The following is a 25,592-nucleotide window of genomic DNA, read 5'->3' on the forward strand; positions in this document are numbered from 1 at the left end:
CTGGTCAAAGGCGATCTGTTGAGAGCCATGCGCCTGGCTGGCATCAGCGGAGACGTCGGCAAACTGTGGGTTGAACAGGTCACGATTGACGTGTCGTCGAGGCGAAGGTTGGCTGGGGGCAAACACCTAAACAGGCCTCGAAAGTAGTCTTTCCTCTTACGCACGACGGTAATAGGATAACGAGTAGTGGCCTTCAGCAGCTAAGGACAGCATCGTGATAAAGAATTTGATATTGCGCGGCGTTTCGAGCTACCCCCCCGAGCAAAACTCCCAGATCGGCCCACTCACGAAAGTGAACATGTTCTATGGGCACAATGGAACGGGTAAGACCACGATCGGCAACTATCTTCAAGATCCTTCTGACCTCCTCTACCACCAGTGCAAGACCCAGCCTGTCTCGGCGGAACGTGAAGTGATGGTCTACAACCACACGTTCATGGAGACCAATTTTCACGCAAGCTCGCAGCCCGGCATCTTCACGCTCAATGAAGGAAATATTGAGGCCGAAAAAAAGCTGCTTGCGGCTGAAGAGGCACTCAAAAAGCTACTGGTTGAACATCAGGCCGAGGTGGCAGCGGGCAATGGGTTCGGGGAATCCCAGAAATCCAATAAAGCGGATTTGCTCGATCAGCTATGGGCCCTCAAGAGACCGTTCGATACCGGGCCTCTGCGGTACTGCTTCGCTTCTCTCAACACGAAGGATCGGCTTGGAGAAAAGCTACGCACCCTGTCTCTTGTGCCGTCGCCGGATGATTTCTCAGCGCTGGCGGTGGAGGCGGAACAGCTGCAATCAGCCAGTGATGCTGAGTTGCCGGCGATACCCACAATGAGGTTTGCCGAAGCAGACGTTGAGGCCAGCTCTCTGCTGTCGGAGGCCATTGCCGGCTCCGGCGACTCCTATCTTTCCGCGTTGATCACCGACCTGGGAAACTCCGATTGAGTCAAGCAAGGTTTGCAGTACCCGCAGCAAGAGGAGTGCCCGTTTTGTCAGCAAACCCTGCCATCTGGATTTTACGAAGAAATCCAGAAGGTGTTCGACAAGACGTATGAGCAGCGCATCACCCAATTGAAGGCCCTGAAAACGCGGTACGAAGGCGGCGTCACTCGCTTGAGAACTCAGTTCAAACGTCCCGAATACGACGCGTCTGAATATCAGCGGCTGATTACGAAACTCGATGCTCTCCTTTCGCGGAATACCCAAAAGCTGGATGCCAAAGTAGCCAGTCCTTCAATGGTTGTGGCACTAGAGTCTACCGGGTTGATCATTGATGATCTCACCGATTTGATTGCTGAAGGTCAAATGAAAATTGATGCTTTCAATCTCAAGGTGAAAGACAAGAAAAATCACCTGGAGAAAATCAAGACGCGCTTTTGGGTCTGCTTCAGATCCAGTTGTGATGCTGCCATCGCATCGGCCAGGCAGGTGCACGAGGAGCTTGGGGTCAAGAAGGAAGCGAAACGCAAGCTGGCGGATGAGATCCGTCTCAAGTCACAAGCTCACCAATATGTCATCGCCGAGAGTAAAGCCAAGATCACGAATATTGACCAATCCATTGGCAGCATTAACTCGTCACTTACCGCATTGGGCCTGAACGGCTTTGTGGTGGTCAGGGAGGAGGGGGAGTTGCCGCGCTACCGTCTGCAGCGGCCTGATCAGCAGGCTGGGGTATTCAAGACGCTCAGCGAGGGTGAGAAGACCCTGATTTCATTCCTGTACTTCCTGGAAGTCTGTAATGGCGAGCTCGACGAAAAAAGTGGCAAACTCAAAAGTGAGCGGATCATTGTCATTGACGATCCTATATCAAGCCTCTCTCACAACTATATTTACGACATCGCCACAATGATCCATAGGCGAGTGCTGAGCCCCAAGGAACGCTTTAAACAAGTATTCATCCTGACGCACAATTTGTTCTTCTTTCATGAAATGCTCAAGCACCTCAGGAAGTCCGACGAATACTCGTTGTTCCGGATCACCAAGGCAGCCCACAGCATGATCACACCGATGAAGGCCAGTGACGTACAGAATGACTATCAATCATTCTGGCAGGCCATCAAAGATGCTCAAGCAGGTCGCACTTCTTCTAGCGTTATTCCTAACATGATGCGAAATATTCTAGAGTACTACTTCACCTTCGTACATCGGCAGGATGAGCTCCAGGCAGCACTTATGGCACTGTCTGACGAGGATGCAGAATTCAAAGCCCTCTATCGATACGTGAACCGCGAGTCTCATTCCGACGCAGTCAATTTGACTGATTTTGGTGAGATTGTGCCATCGCATTACGTTGATCGATTCAGGGAGGTTTTTGTTAGGACTGGTTTTGAAGAGCACTATGAGAAAATGATGGGGGAGCATGCTTGAATCGGCTGGTGATGTGAGTTTCAATCGTAACAGTGAAGGCGTCGGTCTTGGCATATATTGGCACTAACCAAGGAAGGGGGTAAGGGTTGTGTATAATTTTCTAGTGACGTCTCGCGAGGGGGCATGGGAAAGCGGCTATGAATATGATAAGAGCCGCTTTCTGGAGTACACGAACGATGATATTGCTGCAAGTTTCAAAGAGCTCAAAGAGCCACAGCTTCAAGCACTGATGGAGCTCCCCTGTCTGTTCGCGTACGAGGGTACGCAACACACCATGAGAGTGGGGAAGGTTGAGGTAAGGCTTCGTAGAGACGGCAAAATTTTGTTTGCTCGACCGATCATTGATGAGCGAATTGCACCCATTGAATTTGCGCAGATCAAACCTCATCAAGCCGCTCTTGATATTCGGGATTGGGAGATCAATCGCACGCACTGGGCGGTCAAGGATGAAGACCTTTTTGCCATTCTTCATCGCGCAGGTATTTTGCCGGAAGGGATGGTTGGCTCGAAAGTCACCAAGGAAGATCTTCCTGCCACCTCGCCACCGGAAACCCAAGCTGACAGCGTCGGTGCCTTCATTGAACATGTTTTTCGACTAAACCATGGCCGTCGCGAGGTTTTTTATCGAGGGCACTCGAACAGCAAAAAGTATCGCTTGGAACCCTCGATTTTTCGCAGGGATCAAGATGGTAACTTCGTATACCGAGATGCTGAAGATAGGATGTATCGGGAACTTCTGGTTTCCAACTCCCTGGATTTCAGTGGCGATATCTATACCTTGGATCGCCTGGTGCGGATGCAGCATTACTCGCTGCCGACACGATTACTCGATATCACATCGAACCCATTGATCGGGTTGTACTTCTGCTGTAAGAGCCACTTAGATGATGCTGGAGAGGTTATCGTGCTCTCCATGGATCCTGGTTATATCAAATACTTCGATTCTGATACGGCGAGTTGTATTGCTAACCTGTCTCGTTTGTCGAAAGGCGTCAGGGACTCAATCACATTCGATTCTGAAGACGTAGATGCTTTTAACGATCAGCGGGCATTGAAGCAGTTGCTTCATTTTATCAAGGAAGAAAAGCCATTCTTTGAACCCCGCCTGGAACCTGGGCATCTCCGCTCCGTGTTGTGCGTCAAAGGAAAACACACCAATAGCAGGATCTCATTTCAGTCAGGAGCTTTCCTTCTGTTCGGTGATGAAGCGGTGTTGGATGAGGAAGGCACTTCCGATATTACGCTTCACCGCATAGCGGTAACGAACAAGAGAAGTATTTTGAAAGAGCTTGATCGGTTGAATATAAACGAGAGTACGGTGTTTCCCTATATAGAAAGCTCGGCGAAGTACATTGCTCAAAAGTTTTCCTTCCAAGCCAGTGAGTGAGTACTCGCCACCGTATGCTCGGTCAGGAATATAAGGTAACTCAAGACGGTGTGATTCACCTTTGATCGCTAATGTCCTGTCTCGGAAATACGTTCTCTTTTGGCGAGTGGCTTGGGTGTCAGGCCAAGGCGCCGCGACGAGTCATAGCAGGGCTATGGCGAGGAGTGGCAACGCTGGCCGGGCAGCCAAGACGCCGCCAAAAGTGAACAGCTTATTTCCGAGACAGGACACTAGGTCAGCACGGCACCGCCTCAACCTTGCGAGTTAAGGCAGAGACGGCCTGTGTAGAAGGCCACGGGAAAGGCCTGGCTACCTAGCGTCGCACGTAGCCAGCCTTATTTAGGTACGACGCTTCTTGGTTTTCAAGGCCGCATTAACGGCTGTTGTAGTGAGTGAAAAATAGTGTTCGGTCGTGGAACTAAAAGAGTGACCCAGCTGATCGGCGATTCGCTTGCCAGGCTGATGCGGTGGGGTGAACGCTGCTAGTTGTGCCATAGCTGCCCGTCTCAAGGTGCTTGGCGTGAGTGTTGAGCGGGGGAGTTGAGCTTCTCGTTCCCACGACTGAAAAATCCGAAGCAGTTGCGATGTCGACATGGGTTGCTTCCGGTCATCACTCGGGAAGAGATAGTCATCGGCAGAGAGATTTTCTTCCCTGATGTACTTCTCGATTACTGCTGTGTTCGCAAGAAGTAGTGGTGGTTTCGCTTTTGTGACCTCAATGGATATCTCTTTGCTCGAAGGCATATGGGTTTCCAAGCTGACAACCTGGGAAACCTCGGCACCAAGGATGACGTGCCCCCGAAGCCCTGTCTCCAGCAATGCGAAAAGGCTCCGGTCGCGAAGGCTTCCTGAGTTTTCGACGATCCGCTTGATTGCATCACTGTGAGTGAAGACATCCAGTCCCAACGAAATGGCCTGGAGCTTCGATGGCTTGTGCGTTATAGGTGGACACGTGTAGCGCGGGACTTCTGACTCTGGGGCGGTGGTGTTCACAGGACAGATTTCAGTCTGGTCTAAATCAGGTATTGGGATCGTGGTCACCTTCACGCCTCGTGAGGCAACCCCCTTGAACGTGCTAAGCGCTTTCAACGGGAGCACCTCGACAAAAGGGTCAAGGATGCTGCGCGGTACTGAGGTGTCGTTGGCCAAGGTCAATACCGAAAAAATCGCAGCCGCAAGCTGGGTGTGCGTGGTACTCAGGGCAAGCGTTTCTGCATCCCGAGACCAGTTGACGGACTCTTTCATGAGATCGTGGTAATTGGCATACCCTAGTCCCTTGGACAGGGTCTCTCGGGCAATAGAGAGCTGGACGGGTGATTGGCCTGGCCATCGTTTCTGGATGATTTTGGCGAGTCTTTTGAAGGCGGCTTGGGGGAGCAGATCTTCGGGATAGACCGGAACGCGCATGGCAATTCTCCAATGTCACGGTGTCGGCTGCCCGCTGACAATTGTCGAAGTGCGTGCGAAAGAAGGGGAGAAACACCTGAGGCGCAAAGGCTTTGCATACCGACCGCTCGATCCAGGAAGACCGTGGTCGGTACGGTAGCATCGCTTCTGTTGCTGATCAACACTGTGGGTCTTGTCAGCTGGACGGGCTTGCCAGTTGTACAGGCTTGACCATGAGGCGGATTTTTTCGGCTGCCCTGATGGAAGTCATCGTACAGGGGGTAACGGGGGAAACTGTCCTGGGTTACGAGCTATGCTTCACAGGACGGGTACTACTGATATTGATTGCGAAATCATATTCTTATTGGCTTCAGCATCGCATCCTATTGCGTGAATCGGTTCGCTTAGATGGATTGGCGCATTTAAGGAATCAGCGTCGCAGGTTGAAGACTCTTGACGAACAAAGGAATGATCTATGTGGGAAAAGCATCCTGATACTTGTGCGGTGGTTTTTGATCCAGATAACGAGAAGATCTACGAGTTTCGTAGGTCAATGCTCATTAATCAGATAACTCGCGACGCTGATAGAATTGCTAAAAGTTTTGATGCGTTACATAGTGCTGACCTTGAAAAAATGAGTGCACTTTTTGCCCATTGCTCCGCTATCTGGGCTTCGGGGATGTTCAGGGCCGAACGCAACAAAGATAAGCTTCGCATAGCGTGTGCAGAACTCCTCTCTAATGCCCTGAACTCCATGGTTGGCGCGGCCTACATGCTTCGTGGTGGCTTCGTTTTGCAGCCTGGGCCGGTCGTGCGCTCAGCCATTGAAACCATGGCCGTAGCCCTGCATCTCATGCAATTTCCGGAAGACTTTCAAAAGTACCAAGAGCACAAATTTGAATCTCCGCGCGCCGTTTCCAGTGCCAAACGCGTCTTCCCTCCATTCGGCCACATCTACGGCTTATTAAGTCGAGAATTTACACATATTGGAACTTTGCATAAGCAGTTCACACCCATTCGTGAATACGCTGGTGCTGAGGAATCGTTGCAGTTAAATATTCAGTTCCTGACTGGAGGGATATGGATGTGCTATGTATCCTGCGAACTAGTATTCCTGGATAGTGTAGCTGCACCAAGATATTGGCGTGAACTGCCTGAACAAGTTGAGGGTAAGACTGCTTATTCCTACGAGCCCAGTGAGGAGGAGCGCGCTTGGATGGCGGACTTTCTAGGCTTGGATAATCCGGTCTTTGGAGGAGATGACTGAGGTGCATCAGGTGCGCTTCTTCTACGCGGTTGGATCCGGTGCTGGAGGGGAGCTCTCGTCACCTGGTTGCAGCTGGTCAGGGGAGGCGGTCGATCGCGGCGCCGTAGTCAAAGTTCACGGTTGATCCGGACACGAGGACTGCTTCAAGCTGATGCTTGGATACGTTCTTGACGATGTGAAATTCGCTCACTCCCCTGCCTGGCGGGTGAGTTTCCAGATCAATCTGAGCTTCTCGCTGGCCATGCCCAGCTGTATCGCACCTTGGGCAGACTTGGCCAGGAAGGCATTGAGCTTGCTCTTCAGCTCAAACCTGGAGTCGTATGGGTAGGGGCCTAGGGTGAAGGGGCCGTCCCCAATAACTCGATCAAACTCGATTCTGGGCTTCATGTGTAATGCCTGGATTTGGCGATGCTCCCTCGTGCGGTTCCAAACCGTGATACCCCTGGCGGTACAGTGCTCGATCCAGCGTGTCTCGGCCTCCAGTGAGGCCTCTTCAGATTCGCAGGTTTCCACAACTTTGAATGCTGGAGTCATTCCGTCATCGAGTATCTGGGCGATCTTGGCTGCCGCGCGCTTGGAGTCGTGGTTGGCTTTCCCAAGATGGCCTCGCTGCCGGCCTTCGAAGTCGCCTGTCTGCCCCACGTAGAACGGCTCCTCCGTTACGGGATCAATGATCAGGTAGACGACGTAGTCCTTGGCAACCACGCCGTCCAAGTTCGGCTGTTGAGGCGTGGCCATCGACTGTTGCCCGGACGCTTGCGTGCTGAAGTGAAGAACCGGTGAGTGGTTCGAGCCTGGCGTGGGGGTGTTCTGGCGGTACCACTCCTCAGCGAGCTCAAGCGTTGCGAACGACTGGTGTTTCGCTTCCGGAAAGCGGTCAATCGACAAGCGAGCCCCACATTCCCAGCTATTGAAAATCCCGAGTTTCCGTCCGTGGACAACAGCGTAGAACTTCGGCTTGTTGGCCATCCTGTGCAACCTCCCTGAATCACTTAATCGGCCTGCGGGGTGATCTGCAAACCTCGCAATGCTTTCAGGCACCGAACCCATGCTCAATGCGCGCAAGAAGCTTCAAGGCGTCGTCGATGTGGACATCCATCGGGCGTTTCGCTCCCAACGCTCGTAAGGGTTTCGATAGCCACTCCCCCGCACTTTTCTTGTCGCCGAAGATTGCCATGGCTGCATCAAGCAACCGTGAGTCAATCGTTTCCGAAGACTCCGGGCTTTCCTCCCTCGAACTCATCGCGTCATTGATTGCCTCTGCGAGCGTTTCCAAGGCCTCTCTGAGGCGAGTATTTTCTCGGAAATCATCAGAGCTTGGCTGGTGCTCTGTGCAATGGTGCAACAGCGCCTGCGCGTCGTTATGGTTCAGGTCGAGCTCGATCAGCATGTCGATTCCTTGAGGGCTCAGTATCCGGATTATGGCAGCGTCCGGATCTGGTATCTGGGGACGCAATGGAGGGCATCCTGTCCACTTCGGAGGGCAGCGCTTATTTCTAAGCAATCTGAGCCTTGAGCTATTTGGATGGTATTCCAATCGTGGCACTTCAGCCATCATGCCTGTCTTACTGAACAGGCTCAGGTATTGCCAGCACCATGCAAGAGGAAATGTTGAAGTACAGCAATCCCACCGAGGTGGTTTGCTATGAGTGCGTGCACGATACCTTCCTAGGTCGGCAGATTCGGCGCAATGGGACGACATCCCATTGCAGCCTGTGCGACTCGAAGCGCAAGTGTGTGCCTCTCGCTGAGATCGTCGAGCGGGTCAATGAAATCCTTGGCACCTATATCACTGAAGGTGAGCACGTTTGGCGGTGGAGCGAAGGGCGCATCGAATATCAGGAGGGGGATGGCATCGATTATTGGGTGAGCGAAATCTTTGGGTGCGAAGACCAAGAGCGCATCGTTGATGCGGTGTGCAGGCGCCTGACGTCCTACAGTGACGACATTCAGTACTCCAGACAACGTTTCAGCTTGAATGACATCGGCCACCAATGGTGCGAGTTCCAGGAAGGTATGAAGCATGGAATCCGCTTCTTCAACGATAGCGCCAAGGAGTTTTTGGGCTGGATCTTCAAAGATCTGGATAAGTACTCGGCCTCGTCCGATGAAAATGCCGTGGTGCGGTTGCTCACGCCTGAAAACTCTCCGTCGATCTTCCGCGCCCGAACCTGTATGGGCGGCGAGAGTGTTTCCGAGATCACATCCAACCCTGCGCGTAATCTGGGAGCTCCCCCGAAAGAGCGAGCTGGGGAGGGGAGGATGAACCCCGCAGGTGTTCCCGCCTTCTACGGAGCCTTCGAGCGCAAGACCTGTGTCGCTGAGCTCCGTCCCCCGGTTGGCGGCACCGTCGTGAGTGGCAAGTTCAGGTTGGTCAGGGAGGTCAAGGTGTTGGATTTCGGACGCTTTGAAAGAGCAGATCTCGGCCCCATGCCAAGCTTCTTTGACTCCAAATACCATTCGAAGGTGGGGCGGCGGGATTTCCTGAGGTATCTGCATGACGCAATCACGGTGCCGGTGCTCCCTGGAGCAGAGCGCGACTATCTGACTACTCAAGTCATCGCTGAGTACCTGGCGACCCACTGCAAGCCCCGTATTGACGGTGTGATCTTCAAATCCGTGCAGGAGTGCGCCGGCAGTAATATCGTGCTGTTCTCGCACGTCGCCTGCGATGCTACCGCTTCGATGGGAAGGGTTCGGAACGGCTATATGGTCAGAGGCCCCAAGGAGTCCGATGGGCCTTGCATCGAGTATGTCAGTGACAGCCTCGTCTACCACGGGATCCGGCAGGTGAAGTACGACACAGATGATCAGGCGCTGCCGGAGGACAAGCTGTTGCCGTTGCCAGTGCAAAGCGTGCTGACTCCACCAAGTAGCGCGCATTCGCTTCCAGCAGGTATGGAGGGGCTGCTGGATGGGGATTTCTGATTGAGTTTAGGTCTGTGGTCTGTGGCGTCAGGGTTCGGGGAGCGGGGCCCTAGAGGCCTCTAGGTCTGCGCTGTGTGGACTGATCGTGCGTGTTCGGGTGTTTGCAGGCCTTTCGCTGATCTGTAGGATTTCAGTGCCGGAGCGATCGCAGGAAGGCGTCCACGGTGCGCTCCACGATCTGCTCGATCTCCTCGCGGGCAAGCGGCTCGCTGTTGGCTCTGACCTGTTTCCAGAGAACCCGACCATCGAGCATCTCCATGAAGTCGCAGGCGGCAGTTTCAGGCTCTTGGACTGCCAAGGCACCTCTGCGTGCCAGTTCGGCCAGGTAGTCGCTGATGACGGTCATTGCCGGCGCTTGGATAACCTCGTCAAATCGGCTGGCCAGCACAGGGAATCGTCTGCCTTCCATGATGACCATGCGTAGGAAGTCGGCGGCTGCCGGGCCAGACCAGAAGCACGCGAACTCGGTGGCGATCTGCATGAGACCCCTCCTCGGGTCGGACAGCGCGCGCTCATCTGTTGCAACGTTCATGACGGGGAAGGCTTTCCACATCCGCTCTGCCACCGCCACGAAAAGCGACTCCTTGCCATCGGGAAAGCGGTTGTACAGAGTCTGACGGGTCACCGCTGCAGCCTTGGCGATCTCCTCCATGCTGGTTCCTTCGTACCCGTGCTCAATGAACATCCTGCCCGCAGCCGCCAGAATCCGGACTGGGCGTGATGCGCTTTCGCCTGGGTTGAGCAAGTCGTCGACGGGGGAGGAAGTGGCCACGTTCATATCAGTTACCTATGTAGAGTCGGTTAAGTGTTACTGAAAGAGATGCGATCCGCCACCCATGTTTCGCCTAATCAACTTTACTGGGGTGTAAAGTAAAGCTGCTTGGGCTGCGGGGCTTGGTGGTTGTTGTTAGTTGTTTTCGGATTATTTGGACAAGAACGTTGTTTCATCATCTGCCGCTTCAGCTTTGGTTTCGGCTTGATGCTTGGGCTAGATGCTCTGCTCAGGCTTGACGTTTGGTGGGGCGCGCTGAGGGTACCCATGACGGAAAGGTTTTTTTTCGGATAGGTACCGACACCTCACGGCTGAGACCTTATCATCGGCTTATCAATTAATAGAGGTTTTGAAATGGATGTTAAAGGTCGTGCCACTGCAATCGATGTGTGTGAAAACATATTGCGTGAGGACTTTAAATATAATGAGGAAAACGGTACCTGGCGCAGTATCAACCGGATCATTGAGAGTCTGCTGGGACGCACCATTGAGCTTGCTGATGTCTACGTCGAGCTGCATGCCACACTGGCAGAACAGCCCAGGGCGCTAAGTTCATTCTTTGATGTTTTCACAACCACTGTGTACTCCTGGAATCCTGGAAAGATCAAAGAAGCTCGCGAGGAGCGGGAGAAGCTCACTGAGTTGAATGTGAGAATTGCAAAAGTTTCAGAGTTGCTCTCGGAGTTGCTCTCGCGGCGCACCGAGGTTAAAGAGATGTCCAGTTTTAGTAGTGATACCTACTACCATATTATGGATGTCGTTGAAGAAGCCTCTGAGGATAATGGGCTTTTCAGGTCTCACGTGAAAGGTAAGTTGGAGAAGTTGACCTATCAGTATGATCTCAAATATTGGCCTTCCATAACTAAAGTGGTGGCGCAGATTGGTATCAATGCGGCTAATGCAGTAACAGTTGCTGATCACTCCGCTGCAAGTGCAGCAACTGAAGCTCGTCGCCCTGGGCTGGCTGACTTCTTGAAAGCATTTGAGGCAGAACTTGATAGGAACAGGGTGGAGAATATTGGCTTCATTCCCAATGATTTTTCACTGACCGATAGTTCTATGGCGTCGTTGGTAAACTGCGGACTTGGGTTGGGAGTCGAAGAGCTGATCGAAGCCAGCTTTGTAAAGCGTTACCGCCAACGTGAGCGCGATCGTGATCGTGGTCAGGAGCTCGGACGGAAGATGGGGATCGACTGAACATTGGAATGGATGCTGGTGGTCGTTTGGAGGCCTGTATACGTCCAGGTGATTTTTGAGGGGGAGGGCTGGCCATACCGCTCACTCCCTCTCGGGAGTTCTGGGTCGTCTTCCTGGGTAGCATTCCGGGACTGCATTCTTGAGCGCACGATGATGAGCTTGTCGGCGATCCAGGCTAGGTACGAAATGAGCTTTTTGGGGTTTATTGGGTGGCACGAGGAAGGCGATGATCTGTCGATTCGTCATTCTGGACGGCGTCGACGGTGCACCAAATTTTGGTGACTCTAGGGGAGGTACTGGGGAGCTGGGATCGATGCGTTGCCATGAGGCTTGGAGGGGCTTACTGATTGGGGGGGATCCCCTGGAAGGCCCGGAAACACTGGCTAGAAGGTGGAGCGGGTAGAGGGAATCGAACCCTCAACTAAAGCTTGGGAAGCTTTCATTTTACCACTAAACTATACCCGCATTACGCGTTTTTACTATGCACCAAAGAGGGGTGTCCAATAAGAACCCTCGTCGGAAGCTTGGGAAGCTACTGTTCTACCATTAAACTATACCCGCTCAGAGCGGCTGACTTTGTACCAGATGTTCGCCGGGATTTGAAGTTTTTCTTCAAAAATGTGTGGGTTACAGGTGTCACACTGGACGAACTGACCCAGTGTAGGAGCGAGCTTGCTCGCGAAAGACTCAAGCGCGCCGCGTTCCTCCAGGAAGCGAGCGTTATCCTTGACGTTCTTCGCGAGCAAGTTCGCTCCTGCAAGGGAGCGTATTTCAGAGTGCGAAGGCATGCTGTGTCTGGCCCTGTTGATAGCGCAACCGGCTGACCTGCCGCTCCGGTTTCAAGAAGCCCACGACTGCGTCCCGACTATCTCGGCACGCCGCCTTGTGCTCCATATCCAGGAAATGCCCCGTCGCCTGAATGGTGCTGAAGCTGCTGTTCGCCACGTGCTGGCCAAACAGCTTGGCGTCCTGGGCGCTGGTGTATTCGTCCCATTCACCATTCAGAAACAACACCGGAATGTCGATCTGCCTGGCCGCCTTGAGGTAGCACAGGCGATCACTGTTCAGCACATGGCTGATGTGAAAGTGCATCTGCCCATATTCATGTTCGGCCAGACTGCTCACGTGCCGGTAGTTGAAACGCTTGAACAATGACGGCAGGTGTTTGCCGATGGTGCTGTTGACCAAATGGCCGACGCGGTCGCGGTCGAGGTTGCCGAGGTAGTCGACGCCGCGTTCCAGGTAGTCGCGCATCGGTGCGTTGATCACCGGCGAGAATGAGCTGATCACCGCCTTTTCCACGCGACGAGGGCGGTGGGCAAGGGCGACCAGGGCAGCGGCACCGCCCCAGGAAAAGGACAGTACGTGTTCGGCGGCGAAGTGGTCGATGAGCTCAAGCAAGATCTGGCCTTCGATTTCCTTGGTCAGCATCTGCTCATGACGGTTGTGGATTTTGGAGCGGCCAGCATAGGGCTGGTCGTACAAAACCACATTGAATTGCGGGTACAGGCTTTTCACGGTTTGGGCGAAGGATGCCGTGGTGGCCATGGAGCCGTTGACCAGGATGATGGTCTTTTCAGCAGCGTCCGCGCGATAGAACTCCGTGTAAACCCGATACTGACCCTGTATATCCAACACAGCGATTTCTGGCCTCATGTCGTAAGACTCCTGGCAAGCGGGTAGGGCGCGCAGATCACTCTGCACGAGCTTTGTGACAGGTAGGCATACGCCTGGAAAAGGAGGCCCATGTCGATCCAATGACGGCTGGCCGACGGGTGTTGTTAGGGCGGGCTGTTTGCCGGGAAGGCCCGTGGATCAAGCGCGGGCGGGGCAAGGTGTTTCTTGGAGGTTATAGGCGACTCGCCAGTCATATTTGAACTGGTGATCCTGATTCAAGCAGCAGAGCGGGCACCTCGCAAGGCGGTGAAGCGGTTTTTTGCCATCACCGGCTGAACGGTCATCAGACCATTCGGATTTCGTCGTCGGTAAGTGCTCGATACTCACCCGGTGCAAGGGCGGCATCCAGCACCAAGGGCCCCATGCGCTCGCGATGCAGGCCGACGACCTTGTTATCAAAGTGCCCGAACATGCGCTTCACCTGGTGATAGCGCCCTTCGATGATGCTCAGCCGCGCAGTTCTCGGTCCCAGCAACAGCAGTTCGGCGGGTTGGGTAGTCAAATCTTCGAAGGCGAAATACAGGCCGCGGGCAAACGTTGCGGCGTAGTCCGACCCGATGTCCTGCTCGGTCTCCACAAGGTAGACCTTGGGCAGTTTGGTCTGCGGCTGCGTCAGGCGACGCGACCATTGGCCGTCGTTGGTGATCAGCATCAGACCGGTGGTGTTGAAGTCCAGGCGACCGGCAATGTGCAATTCATCTTTGTCCGGCTCATCGAGTAAATCCAGCACCGTCGGGTGTTGCGGATCCGCCGTGGCGCTCACGCAACCCTGGGGCTTGTGCAGCATGAAATAGCGTGCCGGTTTGCCCGCCTGCAGCACCTCATCGTCAACGCATACGCGGCTGAATGCGCGCACCTCATGATGGGGATCGCTGACCGCCACGCCATCGACCGACACCCGCTGCTCAACCAGCAACAGGCGCACTTGCTTGCGATTGAAACGCGGCAGGTTACTGAGGAAACGATCGACCCGCATTACGTCGGCTCAACGCCACGCAGTTGTTCATCGACCTGGGCGCAACGCGGGCACAGGCAAGCCTTGTTGCGCAATTCGTCGGGCAAGGCCTGGAGGACTGCCGGGTCGATGGTGACGCTGTAGCACCAGCACGCCTGGTCGACCGTACGTGGGTCAGCCAGGGAGCAGTCGTTGCGGGCGCCGCAGGCGGGGCAAAGGGTTGGCGTGGTCATGGGCAGGTTCAGGCTGGATCGGGCAAGGTTCCGGAGAATCCCGGTATGCCTTGTACGATACAGGGCCGCCCCTGCCCAGGCTACTTAGAGCTGGAACTTGCTGACCAGTACGTTGAACGAAGTGGCCAGGCGCGACAGGTCCTGGCTGGACGCGTTGGTCTGATGGGCGCCGGCCGCCGTCTGAGTGGACAAGTCCTGGATGTTCAGCAAGTTGCGGTCCACTTCGCGGGCCACCTGGGCCTGCTCCTCCGAGGCCGAGGCGATCACCAGGTTACGCTCATTGATCTTCGCTACACTGGCGGTGATTCGTTGCAGCGCTTCGCCGGCGTTCTGCGCCAGGGTCTGGGTGTTGTTGGCCCACGTCAGGCTCTTGTTCATTGCCGCGACTGCATCGTCGGCGCCGGTCTGCACATCACCAATCATCTTTTCGATATCGACCGTGGATATCTGGGTGCGGTGGGCCAGCGCCCGCACTTCATCGGCGACCACCGCGAAACCACGTCCTTGCTCACCCGCGCGGGCGGCTTCAATGGCCGCGTTGAGGGCCAGCAGGTTGGTCTGGTCGGCGATGCCGCGGATCACATCGATGACCTTGCCGATTTCTCGCACTTGGCCGGCGAGGTCTGCAACCGATTGTGTGGAGTCGTTGATCTCGACCACCATCGAACTCATGCCGGACACTGCCTGCTCCACTTGCTGGCGGCCATCTTCGGCCTCGGTGGTGGCCTGGCGCGAGGCTTCGGAGGTGGAGACGGCGTTGCTGGCCACTTCGTCCACGGCGGCGGTCATCTGGTTGACGGCGGTGGCTGCTTGTTGGATTTCATCGTTCTGGCGGGTCAGGCCGCGGCTGCTTTCATCAGTGACCGCACTCAGTTCCTCAGCCGCCGATGCAAGTTGGTCGGACGCGTTGGCGATTTCCACGAGGGTGCTTTTCAGGCCGCCTTGCATGTCCGACAGCGCCATCAGCAGTTGCCCGGCTTCGTCGGTGCGCTCGGTGATGATGGCCTGGGTCAGGTCGCCCTGGGCAATGCGTTGTGCGCTCTGCACGGCTTGAGCGATGGGACGGGTGATCAGGCGGGTGATCAACACACCGATGATGATCGCAATGAGGAAGGCCAGCACAATGCCGCTGATCATCCACGTCAACGCGCTGTTGCGCAGCTCATCGGCGGCGACCGCGCCTTCCTTGATCTGGCGGTTATTGGACTCGATCATCACGCGGATCAGCTCACGCGCCTGGCGGAACAGTTCATTGTTGCTGGTGTTGAGCTGGGCACGGGCCTGGTCGACTTGGCCGCCATCGAGCAGTGCCATGATGCGTTCGGAACTGCTGATGTAGGTGGGCCAGATCTGGTCGAGTTTGTCGCCCGCCGCCCGTTCGTCATCTTCCAGCGGGGTTGCGCGGTAGGTGGCGTAGGACGCCTGACTGCGCTTGAGTTCCTGGGCTATATCCTGGCGCACGCGGTCGCGATCCTGCGGGGAGACGTCACCCTTGCTGGCATCCATCAAGCGGTACAGGCCGCGGTTGTGGGCCACCAGGCCGTTGAGGGTGGCGGCCGTGTTGCTCACCGAAACCAGGTTGTTGGAAAACGTCAGTTCCAATGCCGTGGAGAGGCGAACCACCCCTTTGATTCCCAGCAGGCCTACCGCTAGGGTGACCAGCGCACACAGTAGAAACGAGAGCAGCAGTTTGGTTGAAATCTTCATGGGTCAGGTCCGAACAGGGTAGCGAAGGGCGCACGCTAGAGCCTCCCTGGCTTTGTGCGATGTCATAGTGACATCATCGCAATTGAGAAAGTTGCGAGCCAGACAAATTTACTGAACCGATAAAGCTGGCGCAGATGTATCAAGCTGTTGCGAAAACGCACCAGATTCCGTTTTTGATGTCAGATGTCTCGTCATTCAGTGAAAGCTGAATGCCGCCCTCCCGCGTCGCTGGAGGCGCTCTTCCGCGGTCCAGGAGGCCGCCATGTATCGACGACTGCTGCTCAGCGCTTTACTCGGTCTGACCCTTTCCGCTTGTGTGCCTTATTACGATGGAGGCCAGAGCTACTATCGGTCCGAGGTCTACACATCACCGGCGCCGGTGTATTACTACGGTGGTGGTACGGCGTACCCGTATCGGCGTGACTACTACCCTGCACCGCGCTATTACGCGCCACAACCGCGCTACTACTCAGCGCCGCGTTATTACCAGCCGGCCCCGCGTTATTACGGACCGCGCGCCGGTTACCGGCCTTACCCGAACCAAGGCTGGGGCGGCGGTAACCGTTGGGGGAATGGCGGGCACGGCCGCGGTTCCGACCATGGAGGTGGTCGCGGCGGTCACCGTTGACACGTCTGCATTGCAAGCGGCGCACGAAGCGCCGCTTTTTTATGGGCAACTGCTAGTAATCGGACAGGTCGGCCAGGGGGTGGCGACCTTCCCAGGCCTTATTGAAATGCGCCTGCACCACCGCATCCGGAATCGCGTTGATATCCGGCCAGTGCCAATGGGGCGTCTGGTCCTTGTCGATCAACCGCGCACGCACGCCTTCGCTGAATTCCGGGTGACGGCAGCAATTGAGGCTTATGGTGTATTCCATCTGGAACACTTGGGCCAGGGACAAATGCCGGCCGCGCTGGATCTGTTCCCACACCAGGTGCGCGGTCAACGGGCAGCCTTCGCTGAGCGTCTTGCCGGCCCGGCTGAACAGCGGGTCAGCGTGTTCGCGCAGTTGGCTCAAGGCCCGCCAGGCACAGCGCACATCGCCTACGTCCAGCCATTCGTCGATCTGTGCCCGGCGTGGCAGCCATTGTGCCTGCGGTTGTTGCTCGACAGCTTCCTGGGCCAACGCCTTGAGGAGGCTGTTGAGCTGCATTGAGGTTTGCTCCTGCCAGTTCAGTTGCAGCAGGCCGTCGAGCAGTTCGTCTTGCTGGTCGTCGCGCAAGAAGCGGTCGGCCAGTCCCAGGTCCAGCGCGTCACGCCCGTTGATATGGGCACCCGTGAGGCCCAGGAACAACCCGAGCTTGCCTGGCAGGCGCGACAGGAACCAACTGGCGCCGACGTCCGGGTACAGCCCGATGCTGATCTCTGGCATGGCCAACCGACTGCTCGGCGTGACGATGCGCACCGCCGCACTTTGCAGCAGGCCCATCCCACCCCCCAGTACGTAGCCATGGCCCCAGCAAATCAGCGGTTTCGGGTAGGTGTGCAGGCGATAATCAAGGCGGTATTCCGCCGCAAAGAACTGCGCAGCCAGGGCCGGGACAGCGCCTGGCTGTTCCCTGCAAGCCTGAACCAGGCTGCGCACTTCACCACCGGCGCAAAATGCCTTGGGGCCGTTGCCGCGCAGCAGCACGCAGACAATGTTCGGATCCTTGGCCCAAGTGTCCAGGCGTTCGCCCAGGGCGAGGATCATCGGCAAGGAGAGCGCATTGAGGGACGTTTCAGCATCGAGGCTGGCGATACCGATGCGGGCACCGTCGCTGCCGGTCAGTTCTTCGAAGTGCAGGTTCATCGTGACCTCAATCGATACGTTGGAGGATGAGTATGATCGCTTCGTAGGAAAGTGTCGGTGGTGTGTCAGATCAATTGACAAGCGGGGTCGGCTTTCCTAGGGTTCGCCTCATTCTTTTTGACAAGACCATTCAACCATGACCGAAGACGACCGTATCAAACTCGAACCCAGCTGGAAACACGCCCTGCGGGATCAGTTCGAGCAGCCGTACATGGCCCAGCTGCGCGAGTTCCTGCGCCAGGAACATGCCGCCGGCAAAGAGATCTACCCGCCCGGCCCGCTGATTTTCAACGCGCTCAATTCCACGCCGTTGGATAAGGTCAAAGTCGTGATCCTCGGCCAGGACCCGTACCACGGCCCCGGCCAGGCCCACGGCCTGTGCTTCTCGGTGCAACCGGGTGTGCCGGCGCCGCCGTCACTGGTCAATATCTATAAAGAGCTCAAGCGCGACCTGAACATCGACATCCCCAATCACGGCTACCTGCAAAGCTGGGCCGACCAGGGCGTGCTGATGCTCAACACCACCATGACCGTCGAGCGCGCCAACGCCAACGCCCATGCGGGCAAGGGCTGGCAGTTCTTTACCGATCGGATTATCGAGGTGGTCAGCGAACATCAGCCGCACCTGGTGTTTTTGCTCTGGGGCGCTCATGCCCAAGGCAAGCAGAAGCTGATCGATGCCACCAAGCACCTGGTGCTGACCTCGGTGCACCCGTCGCCACTGTCGGCGTATCGCGGTTTTTTGGGTTGCGGGCATTTCAGTCGCACCAACAAGTTTCTTGAGCAGAATGGCGAGACGCCGATCGAGTGGCGGTTGCCGCCTGTCTGATGGTTGTGCGGGGGCAAGTTTCCCCCGCTCCCGCAAGTCATTGTTTGACGGTGCTTTGGTCGTGCGTTCCACGCAAGCCAAGCACTTTCGGCCCGACCGTACCTGTTAGTTCTGACAGTATCCGTTTCGGCTTCAATCGCATTAACTCCTCTCTCTGGTCTCTGTAACCGATGGCCAATAACCCTCACTGAGGCTTGCCGAGGAGAGTAGACATGCCAAAACCTGAACCCATTGGAGTGACAAACGCCGGCATTCTGGAGTTGCACGCACCGTTGGCGCCTGACTCACTGGATTTGATGCCTGACGATGACGGCCGGAAAATACCTGTGTCGTTTCAAAGCACGGGACTGCGCGTTGAGGTGCCTGAACTTCCGCCCGGCAGTGATAGTCTCGATCCGGGCGATATAACGGTATTCAAGTGGTATTGGGATGACGCTCTGTTTGAGACCAAAAAGCTGGAGGCGCCCTATGACGAATCCGACCTGCCTGATGTCGATGCCGTGGTGCCTTCGTATCTTATGGATGTCGGCGGGCTGCATCGTCTGAAATACGAAGTGGTCTTGAGAGAAAGCAGCGGCAACCCTGGCGTTGCCTCATTCATAACCCTGTTGGACAGCGACAGGGTCGGCCCGAATCAGGGGCAGCGCGGACCGCGGTTGCGGTTTTCTGCGCAGATCGATGCCGAAGGCGTCACCGACGCATACCTGGATGATCCAGCCAATGGAAATCAGGTGGTCGGCACTATCGCTCCTCTGTGGTTGGACGCCCGTTTAGGTGACGTTGTCGAGGGTTATCTGACCCTATTGCCCTTCCACAAACCTGCGCGCAAACGTAGCCGCCGTCTGGACATTGTTGCCACGACAGAGATCACACAAGAGCACAAAAACGGGACTCGACCTGTTGAATTACATTTTCCCGGCGACTATCTGCGCGGGTTGAAAAATGCCGAGTACAACGGCCTCTATTATCTGCGCGACCGCTCGGGCCGCGAGTCTGGCCCTTCCCTTACTTCCCCTCTATTGATCAATTTGACGCCGACGCCCGTCGAGCTGCGTCCTGTTCAGATACCTCAATTGGCGGACGGCCTGATAAACCTCGATGACGCCCGCCAAAAACCGGATGGCGTGTACATGCAAATCCTCGAAGTATACGGCGCCGCGCCGGGGGATTTTTTGCATCCTTTCTGGGACCGTATACCCCTGGCTTCTATCCAGATTACCGAGATTCAGGCGTGGCCTATCACCGTCCGCATTCCGTATTCAGTGTTGGCCAGTGGCGGTTATGAGTACACACCAGGGGTGATCCGAGCAGAATACAACTGGCAGCGGGGGAATGCGCCCGCGAGGCCTTCGGCCACCCGGTTTGTTCCGGTTAACCTGACCGTGGCAGGGGATGTGAGCCCTGACAATCCGAAACCGACCAACCACTTGCTGCCGGTGGTGACCGTCAAAGGTAAAGATGGTGACAACCAGTTGAGCGTGAATGATGAAGGGCTGCGCGTACGTGTGGTGGCCCCTCTATACAACAATCCGAAACCAGGTGAATTGCTGGAGTTGATGGCGGGCACCCATCCAGGACCGATTGCGACGTATGAAGTGAAACTGGGGGACACGGCCGGGAAGGAAGTCGAATGGTTTGTCGACTGGGCCTTCATCGAGATTCTGGCGGGCGGGCTGGTTCCGTTCTTTTATTGGACCTTCAACGGCGTTAACAGGCAGCGAGCACGGGATACGCCGGTATTAATCAACATCATCCCGATTGTGGGGTTGAAAGACCTCGAGTATGTCGGGGTGACCTACGACACAGGCCCGGATTCCGGGTTTATCAGTTGCTCTTTGCGGCCGTGGGTTAACGGCGTGGGCGTCAAGATTCCTGGGGATGAGAGCCGGTTGGCCCCAGGCGATGAGCTGAAATTACACTGGGCCAGTTATGCGCATCCCGCCGGCTTTTCCGGTGCGGTCATCCCTGAAACCATCCAGACCTTTAAGCATACGCTGACCGGGAATGAACACCGTGACGGATATACCTTTCAGGTGCCGTTCGTTCCGTACATCAAGGCACCCGGTCTGGTAGAGCCTGCGCCGGGCCAGACTGAGCCTCGCCATGGCTCGGCTGTCGCACGCTACCAGGTCATCAGGCCCTTTGGCGCAGGCATGGGCTATTCCGGTCGCAAGTTGGTGTACATCAAGTTGACTCGCCTGGCTGGCCAGCCGCCTTGTCTTTCGGATGATTAAAACGTTGCATAATTGTCAGATTTGACAGTTATGCAACCTTCTCAAAGTCTATTCAATGAACGAGACATCATCAGGTTTGTGAAGCCATACCAGTTGAACGTCAGTTGTTTCCTTGAGTAATGACAGCCGGGTGTGTGGTCAAGCATGCCTTGTATACCCGGACAGATACCTATCCTTATCAGGAGTTAGAGTTATGTCCAGTAATACACAGAAACCCATCAACAAAAGCAGCGTTCAAGAGCTAGGGCCTTTGGAGGACTGGGAGGACCCCATCGAGAACCCTTCTTTTTCGCCGCCGCCAATTATCGAGGGTCTGTTACAGGCTATCGTGGGTGATACGCACCGTGATGTAGTGCCGCGGGCGCTGCAACAGACGGGTTTGGTGCTGCAAATACGGCCTTGGGAGCGCGGGCTTTTCAATGCGTTCGAGCCGCTCACCGTATTGGTTAATGACCGGCCTGAATTCATCACGAGCTTTGAAACCAGCGTCAATCTACCTGATCCTGTGGTTATCAACTTGGGGCCTCGAGATGCGCTTAAAGAAAATGGGCTCAAGGACATCAGAGTCGTTGTGGTTAACGCAAGCGAAAACGTCATCAACTACAACGTCAGGCGAGTGTATGTGGATGCACGGGATCCTAATGGTAATAAACAGCCTGCCCCGCTTGAATTTGAAAACTATGGCGCGGAACTCACCCCCACATACCTAGAGGGTAAGCTGGGTCTGGAATGCACCATTCCCGAGCCTGCAGAGCGGCGGGGCGGGGACAAGTACAGTATTCATGTGGGCACCTCCACGACGCACATTGAAGGTGACGTCCCCTTGACTGGCGCCATTACGGCGATCATCCCCACTGCAGTGATCCTGGAAAGAGCCGGTACAATCGAGAATACCTACCGGCTAATTGATCGTTCAGGAAACCAGACGAACCTCTCTGATCCGGCCTATGTGCGCGTAAGGCTCAACAATCCGCCGGTGTTCGGCGCTATCAGAGTTTTGGAGGCGCCGCTGGTCGACAAAGAAGAAGCCCGCAATGGTGCAACAGTACGGCTGGAAAGCATTACAGGCCACTTGCCCACGGATTTCCTGAGAGTGACGTGGGGAACGGTAGAGATCTACAACCAATCCATCGGCTCGATCAGTGGGCCGATTGATATTCCCGCCCGTTATGCTGCCATTGCGACGGGTGGTAGTTTTTACACTGCTGATATTCAGCTTTTTGTGGATCGCGCTGACAGCCCCACCTTCCCGTCAGTCGTCGTTCAAGTGGATGTCGACCTGCGTGAGCCAGGTGACAGCCAAAACCCCGGCCCAGGTCCTGTGGATCCGACGCTCGCCATGCCCGTACTGTTGGGCGGCGGGCCTCTGCCGCGTCCAGACAACCGTATCTCTGAAAAGGATCGTGGCTTTGATGCAACGGCTACTCTAGCGTTGCCTGCGGGATTGACAACGGGCGACTTCATCGACCTGATCTATGGCCCCAACGGAGATGTCGCGTCCACCTATGCCGCCACAGGCTCGGAGCCAGCGGGTTTTCAGGTGCCTTTTACCGTTGACTGGACGCTCATCGAATCGTTTGGCAATAGCTCTGCCCTCCCGATTTATTGCAAGATCCGCGATGCGATCAACTACAAACACACCCCGACTCAAAATGTGGTGGTTGAAATTTTCAATCTGGCGGGGTTGGCCGATCCTAGTTTCAACAACGCAGCAGTCTTGCCATCTCACCCACATGCCGGTTACTTCATCAATTGTTCACGGAGTCCATGGCTGGGTGTTCCAATCAAAGTCCTGGACCCGGCGATACTCCAAGTGGGGGATAAGGTCAAGATCGAGGCCTACCGATACGCCTATGTCCCCGCTGGAACGCCTCTCGGCGCACCTATCGGGTCCCCGGTGATAAGTGCTGATTTCGATATCGACAGTAGCCATGTAAACCTGGGCTTGATCGTGCCTTTGGATTTGAGCGCCTGGTTCAGGGACTATACGGGTACCTCAGGTCGGGGCTATGTCGGTGTGCGTTGGACACTCTTCCGGCCGTCCACAGGGGATCGTGGGAATTCCATGGAGGTCAGGGCGCTTTGGGACCTGGTTGCTTCTGGCACACCTCCTACCTGTGTGCCAGGCGCAACACGCCGTAGCGGGACACTCTGATTGCCTTGGCCCCACTCGCCTTTGTGAGGCGGTGGGGCCTTTTACTGCAACAACCTATAGCCGTTAAGCAGGGGATATTAAGAAAAGTCCTACGTGTTCGGGGGATTCAGCTCTTTAGTCTCAGCGCCGTGGAAAACGGAGACCTATTCGATACGGGTTCCGGGTTCGAACTGGTATTTACTTCTGAGGCTACAAAGCATGAAATCTATTAATCCCCATCATTTTCGTTATTCGCGTTTATTCACAACTATAAAACTCATGGCTGTCGGGCCACTGTATCTTTTGAGTGAACATGCGCTATCGGCTGTCACCGTGGACGGCAATGTTGGCACCGGCCAACTTGACGTCTATCCCGGGTCAGGTGCGCTGGCCTATATCGCGCAGAATAATGCGGCCCTCAACATCCACGACAATGCCATCGTTCAAGAAATACAGGCGACCAACGGCTCTACACTGACCATTAAGTCGGCTACGGTGACCTCGACGCACAGATTCCAGGCAGCTGTCGCACTGAGTGAATCGAACGCCACGATCACCGACGCGAGTGTGACCAGCTACACCAGTGGCGGCTTGAACGTTGCTCACCAACCAGGCACCACCATCGGCTCTCACGCTCAAGTCAGCAGGAGTGAAATTACCGGTGCGACTTACGGCGCCAACGTTACTTCCCATAGTCTGTTGGAGTTGAATGACTCCAAGGTGACCGGCAGCAGCCAGCAGGGTCTGAGGCTGTTGGGGGGCGCAGCCATTGCCAGGAACAGTGAAATCACGGGGGCGACAACCGGTGTCGTCATGGCACGTGAGAGTTCGACGGCCATTGAGTCTCCTCACTTGACCCTGGACGGTTCACGCGTCGAGGGGCTTGGCGGCCCGGCAATCTCAGTGTTGAGCCCGATCATGGCCGAAATTGATGTAACCAATGGTTCATCCTTGAGCGGCAAGAACGGCAATATGCTGGAACTGAGCGGTGGTGGCTCGGCCAACATGCGCGTGAATAACAGTGCGCTCGACGGCAATATCCAGGTGGGCAAAGACAGCGCTCTGGACCTGAACCTGGATGTCGCCTTCATGAACGGCGACATCGTCAACAGCGGCGGCAGCGCCAACGTGGGTCTGAACAATGGCTCGGTACTGACCGGGCGCCTGGACAATGTCGACAAACTGTCGGTCAACAGCGACGCCACCTGGGTGATGGTGGATGGCCAACAGGCCCTCAACGCATTGTCGATGAATGGCGGTAACGTCAAGTTCGGCGAGTCCGGAGCCTTCTATAAGCTGGACGTGGCCAACCTGTCCGGCACCGGCGGTACGTTCATCATGAAGGCGGATTTCGGCTCGCTGACCGGCGACTTCCTGAATGTAACGGGCACGTCTGCCGGTCACCATCAGTTGCTGCTCGCGGCCACGGGGGCCGACCCGTTGAACGAGCGCCTGCACATGGTGCACACCGCCGACGGTGTGGCGAATTTCAGCCTGGTGGGTGGTCGGGTCGACCGCGGTACCTATTCTTACGACCTGACGGCGGATAACCAGAATCACGATTGGTACCTGGACCCGGATAGCAAGGTCATCAGCCCGAGCACCAACTCAGTGTTGGCGTTGTTCAATGCGGCGCCGAGTGTGCTGTTGGGGGAAATGACCAACCTGCGGACGCGCATGGGCGAACTGCGTTTCAACGGCGGCCAGACCGCGGGTTTGTGGACTCGTGCCTATGGCAACAAGTATGAAGTGTCCAACGACAAGACTGGTCTGGGTTACAACCAGAGTCAGCGCGGTTTCACCCTGGGAGCGGATGCACCGCTGGAGGCCGGCGATGGGCAGTGGCTGATCGGTGCAATGGCCGGCCACAGCCAATCGGACCTGGACCTGAACCTGGGCAGCAAGGCCACCATCAACAGTTACTATGTGGGCGGCTATGCAACGTGGCTGGACAGCGAAAGCGGCTTTTACTTCGACGGCGTGCTCAAGTTCAACCGCCTCCACAATGAGTCCAACGTGGCCATGAGCGACGGCAAGAAGAGCAAGGGCAACTACACGCAAAATGCCATGGGCGCTTCGGCCGAATTCGGTCGTCACATCACGCTGGATGATGGCTATTTCGTCGAGCCCTACGGCCAATTGGCGGCGGTGATCACCCAGGCCCAGAGTTACACACTGGATAACGGCCTGGAAGCCAAGGGGGACCGTTCGAGTTCGGTGATCGGTGAGTTGGGCGTCACTGCCGGCAATAACATCCAACTCGACAGCGGCGGCGTGCTGCAGCCCTACTTGAAAGCTGCGGTCGCCCATGAGTTCGACCAGAGCAACAAAGTGTTCGTCAACGATAACTCGTTCAACAACGACCTGTCGGGCTCACGCTTGAAGCTGGGAGCGGGTGTAGCGATGTCGGTGTCGCAGAACCTGAGCATGCATGCGGACCTGGAGCGGAGCGTGGGCAAGAACATCAAGCAACCCCTGGGGGTGAATGTGGGGCTGCGCTACGCGTTCTAAACGTTGCCGGTGCAGGACTCTCCGTTCGTCGGGCAAACCGCCAACCTGTCAAATCTGACAGTAGGCGGTTTGTTTTTTTGGGGGCTAACTGGATGGGCATTCCTTATCAGGAGATTCCCATGCAGCGTCTTACAAGTAAAAAAGTTATGCGTACCGTCCCCAAGGTATTACTGGCGGCAGGTGTTGCTGTACTGCTCGCCGCTTGTTCCAGCGGCCCTAC

At 55.9% G+C, this 25,592-nt stretch carries 19 protein-coding genes, 1 tRNA gene and 1 pseudogene; 10 read left to right on the forward strand and 11 right to left on the reverse strand.

Features of this window, described 5'->3' with window-relative positions:
* Nucleotides 1-214 precede the first annotated feature (214 nt).
* Nucleotides 215-2,362, forward strand: a pseudogene (locus AC4PS7_RS03795) (AAA family ATPase).
* A gap of 88 nt (nucleotides 2,363-2,450) precedes the next feature.
* On the forward strand, nucleotides 2,451-3,749 hold the full coding sequence (locus tag AC4PS7_RS03800; RefSeq protein ID WP_492179079.1) for an FRG domain-containing protein: 1,299 nt from the start codon (nucleotides 2,451-2,453) through the stop codon (nucleotides 3,747-3,749).
* 339 nt (nucleotides 3,750-4,088) lie between these two features.
* Here AC4PS7_RS03800 and AC4PS7_RS03805 read toward each other — a convergent pair whose 3' ends face one another.
* On the reverse strand, nucleotides 4,089-5,156 hold the full coding sequence (locus AC4PS7_RS03805) for a tyrosine-type recombinase/integrase (RefSeq protein ID WP_492179081.1): 1,068 nt from the start codon (nucleotides 5,154-5,156) through the stop codon (nucleotides 4,089-4,091).
* 454 nt (nucleotides 5,157-5,610) lie between these two features.
* Between AC4PS7_RS03805 and AC4PS7_RS03810 the strand changes: the two genes are divergently transcribed.
* Nucleotides 5,611-6,402: a hypothetical protein gene (locus tag AC4PS7_RS03810; protein ID WP_492179082.1), complete on the forward strand. Its 792-nt coding sequence runs from the start codon at nucleotides 5,611-5,613 to the stop codon at nucleotides 6,400-6,402.
* A gap of 186 nt (nucleotides 6,403-6,588) precedes the next feature.
* On the opposite strand, the gene AC4PS7_RS03815 is transcribed toward AC4PS7_RS03810, so the two are convergent.
* On the reverse strand, nucleotides 6,589-7,371 hold the full coding sequence (locus AC4PS7_RS03815; protein WP_492179084.1) for a GIY-YIG nuclease family protein: 783 nt from the start codon (nucleotides 7,369-7,371) through the stop codon (nucleotides 6,589-6,591).
* Between the two features lie 64 nt (nucleotides 7,372-7,435).
* A complete protein-coding gene (locus tag AC4PS7_RS03820) occupies nucleotides 7,436-7,792 on the reverse strand; it encodes an MbcA/ParS/Xre antitoxin family protein (protein WP_032893006.1) in 357 nt (118 codons plus the stop codon).
* 206 nt (nucleotides 7,793-7,998) lie between these two features.
* Here AC4PS7_RS03820 and AC4PS7_RS03825 point away from each other — a divergent pair, with 206 nt between their 5' ends.
* Entirely contained in the window at nucleotides 7,999-9,330 is a 1,332-nt protein-coding gene (locus AC4PS7_RS03825; RefSeq protein WP_492179086.1) for an RES family NAD+ phosphorylase, read from the forward strand.
* Nucleotides 9,331-9,460: 130 nt separating this feature from the next.
* Here the strand turns inward: AC4PS7_RS03825 and AC4PS7_RS03830 are convergent, their stop codons facing one another.
* Nucleotides 9,461-10,108, reverse strand: a complete 648-nt coding sequence (locus AC4PS7_RS03830; RefSeq protein WP_492179088.1) for a TetR/AcrR family transcriptional regulator — start codon at nucleotides 10,106-10,108, stop codon at nucleotides 9,461-9,463.
* A gap of 348 nt (nucleotides 10,109-10,456) precedes the next feature.
* Here AC4PS7_RS03830 and AC4PS7_RS03835 point away from each other — a divergent pair, with 348 nt between their 5' ends.
* Complete coding sequence (locus AC4PS7_RS03835) at nucleotides 10,457-11,299, forward strand: hypothetical protein (protein WP_492179090.1); 843 nt, start codon at nucleotides 10,457-10,459, stop codon at nucleotides 11,297-11,299.
* A gap of 391 nt (nucleotides 11,300-11,690) precedes the next feature.
* Here the strand turns inward: AC4PS7_RS03835 and AC4PS7_RS03840 are convergent.
* From AC4PS7_RS03840 to AC4PS7_RS03865, 6 genes are all read right to left on the reverse strand, one after another.
* Nucleotides 11,691-11,764 (reverse strand) — tRNA-Gly (locus AC4PS7_RS03840).
* Nucleotides 11,765-11,850: 86 nt separating this feature from the next.
* Nucleotides 11,851-12,045: a hypothetical protein gene (locus AC4PS7_RS03845; protein ID WP_080923184.1), complete on the reverse strand. Its 195-nt coding sequence runs from the start codon at nucleotides 12,043-12,045 to the stop codon at nucleotides 11,851-11,853.
* A 25-nt stretch (nucleotides 12,046-12,070) separates the two neighbouring features.
* Complete coding sequence (locus AC4PS7_RS03850) at nucleotides 12,071-12,955, reverse strand: alpha/beta fold hydrolase (protein WP_021491042.1); 885 nt, start codon at nucleotides 12,953-12,955, stop codon at nucleotides 12,071-12,073.
* 304 nt (nucleotides 12,956-13,259) lie between these two features.
* Nucleotides 13,260-13,952: a pseudouridine synthase gene (locus AC4PS7_RS03855; protein ID WP_198832131.1), complete on the reverse strand. Its 693-nt coding sequence runs from the start codon at nucleotides 13,950-13,952 to the stop codon at nucleotides 13,260-13,262.
* On the reverse strand, nucleotides 13,952-14,164 hold the full coding sequence (locus AC4PS7_RS03860) for a cysteine-rich CWC family protein (protein ID WP_010212244.1): 213 nt from the start codon (nucleotides 14,162-14,164) through the stop codon (nucleotides 13,952-13,954). Before AC4PS7_RS03860 ends, AC4PS7_RS03855 begins: the two co-directional genes overlap by 1 nt.
* Nucleotides 14,165-14,248: 84 nt before the next feature.
* The gene (locus AC4PS7_RS03865) at nucleotides 14,249-15,871 is read right to left on the reverse strand and encodes a methyl-accepting chemotaxis protein (protein WP_010212243.1); all 1,623 of its coding nucleotides are present in this window, start codon (nucleotides 15,869-15,871) and stop codon (nucleotides 14,249-14,251) included.
* 262 nt (nucleotides 15,872-16,133) lie between these two features.
* Between AC4PS7_RS03865 and AC4PS7_RS03870 the strand changes: the two genes are divergently transcribed.
* Nucleotides 16,134-16,499 (forward strand): hypothetical protein, encoded by a 366-nt coding sequence (locus AC4PS7_RS03870; protein WP_010212242.1) that lies wholly within the window; start codon nucleotides 16,134-16,136, stop codon nucleotides 16,497-16,499.
* A 52-nt stretch (nucleotides 16,500-16,551) separates the two neighbouring features.
* On the opposite strand, the gene dspII is transcribed toward AC4PS7_RS03870, so the two are convergent.
* Nucleotides 16,552-17,664, reverse strand: a complete 1,113-nt coding sequence (dspII, locus tag AC4PS7_RS03875; RefSeq protein WP_010212241.1) for an enoyl-CoA hydratase/isomerase DspII — start codon at nucleotides 17,662-17,664, stop codon at nucleotides 16,552-16,554.
* A gap of 136 nt (nucleotides 17,665-17,800) precedes the next feature.
* On the opposite strand from dspII, the gene ung reads away from it, so the two are divergent.
* The 4 genes from ung (at nucleotide 17,801) to AC4PS7_RS03895 (ending at nucleotide 25,372) form a co-directional block, all read left to right on the forward strand.
* Complete coding sequence (gene ung, locus AC4PS7_RS03880) at nucleotides 17,801-18,493, forward strand: uracil-DNA glycosylase (RefSeq protein ID WP_010212240.1); 693 nt, start codon at nucleotides 17,801-17,803, stop codon at nucleotides 18,491-18,493.
* A 212-nt stretch (nucleotides 18,494-18,705) separates the two neighbouring features.
* Complete coding sequence (locus AC4PS7_RS03885; RefSeq protein ID WP_010212239.1) at nucleotides 18,706-20,727, forward strand: hypothetical protein; 2,022 nt, start codon at nucleotides 18,706-18,708, stop codon at nucleotides 20,725-20,727.
* A gap of 193 nt (nucleotides 20,728-20,920) precedes the next feature.
* Complete coding sequence (locus AC4PS7_RS03890; protein WP_010212238.1) at nucleotides 20,921-22,882, forward strand: hypothetical protein; 1,962 nt, start codon at nucleotides 20,921-20,923, stop codon at nucleotides 22,880-22,882.
* Nucleotides 22,883-23,080: 198 nt separating this feature from the next.
* Nucleotides 23,081-25,372: an autotransporter outer membrane beta-barrel domain-containing protein gene (locus AC4PS7_RS03895; RefSeq protein ID WP_031290462.1), complete on the forward strand. Its 2,292-nt coding sequence runs from the start codon at nucleotides 23,081-23,083 to the stop codon at nucleotides 25,370-25,372.
* The last annotated feature ends 220 nt before the right edge of the window (nucleotides 25,373-25,592 follow it).

Source organism: Pseudomonas sp. DW-iso3 (assembly GCF_058725305.1).